At 66.4% G+C, this 1,009-nt stretch carries 2 protein-coding genes; both read left to right on the top strand.

Annotation, left to right across the window (positions count from 1 at the left end; all coding sequences use genetic code 11):
* The first annotated feature begins 101 nt into the window (after positions 1 to 101).
* Complete coding sequence (locus B2W70_RS14710; RefSeq protein ID WP_286746785.1) at positions 102 to 782, top strand: urea amidolyase associated protein UAAP2; 681 nt, start codon at positions 102 to 104, stop codon at positions 780 to 782.
* 120 nt (positions 783 to 902) lie between these two features.
* On the top strand, positions 903 to 1,009 hold a 107-nt coding region (locus tag B2W70_RS14705; protein WP_286746794.1), incomplete at its 3' end, for a biotin carboxylase N-terminal domain-containing protein.

Genomic DNA, 1,009 nt, shown 5'->3' with positions numbered 1-1,009 from the left:
GGCCACGGCCGACGACTTCTGCCGCACCTTCCGCGCAGAGAACGCGCGCGCCCACCACAACAGCGATGTGTTCGCGCTTTGAGACGCGAGGAGCCAGCGACATGACCGAATCTCAAGCGACCGCCATCCGCATCCAGCACAGCCCCCTGGTTGAAGCCGATGCCGTCCTGAACCAACGCCACCCGGCGGGTGAGCCCATCCTCTTTCAGGTCAAGCAGGGCCAGACCCTGCGCATCGTCGACCTGGAGGGCAACCAGGCCGCCGACGTGATCTTCTACAGCGCCGATGACCTGGCCGAGCACTACAGCGCCACCGACACCCTGCTGCACCAAGGCGGCATCTACCTGACGACCGGCTCGGTGCTCATGAGCAACGAAGGCCGCCCCATGCTCACCATCACGGCTGACACCTGCGGCCGGCACGACACGCTGGGCGGCGCCTGCGCGGCCGAGAGCAACACCGTTCGCTATGCGCTGCAGAAAAAGTTCATGCACAGCTGCCGCGACAACTACCTGCTGGCCATCCAGCACGCCGACATCGGCCTGGGCAAGGCAGACCTCGTGCCCAACGTCAACTTCTTCATGAACGTGCCGGTGACGGCCGATGGGCAGCTCACCTTCGCCGACGGCGTCTCGGGCCCGGGCAAGTACGTGGAGATGCGCGCCGAGATGGACGTGTGGGTGCTGATCTCGAACTGCCCGCAGCTCAACAACCCCTGCAACGCCTACAACCCGACGCCCATCCAGCTGCTGGTGTGGGACCCGGTTCAAGCCGCGAGCTGAACGGTTGGCCCGAGCCTTGCTGTTCACCCACCGAGTCGATCACATCCTGTTCAAGACGGCCAGCGGGACGGCCCGCTGCGCGACACACGCCCGCGGGACGGCCCGCCCGGAAGCGCCCCCATGTTCGACAAGGTCCTGATCGCCAACCGAGGCGCCATCGCCTGCCGCATCATCCGCACGCTCAAAGCCCTGGGCGTGCGCAGCGTGGCCGTCTACTCCGAAGCCGA

The sequence above is a fragment of the Aquabacterium sp. UBA2148 genome, assembly GCF_002328915.1.
In the GTDB taxonomy this organism is placed as follows: Bacteria; Pseudomonadota; Gammaproteobacteria; order Burkholderiales; family Burkholderiaceae_C; genus Aquabacterium; species Aquabacterium parvum.
This window is presented reverse-complemented; position numbering and strand designations above follow the sequence as displayed.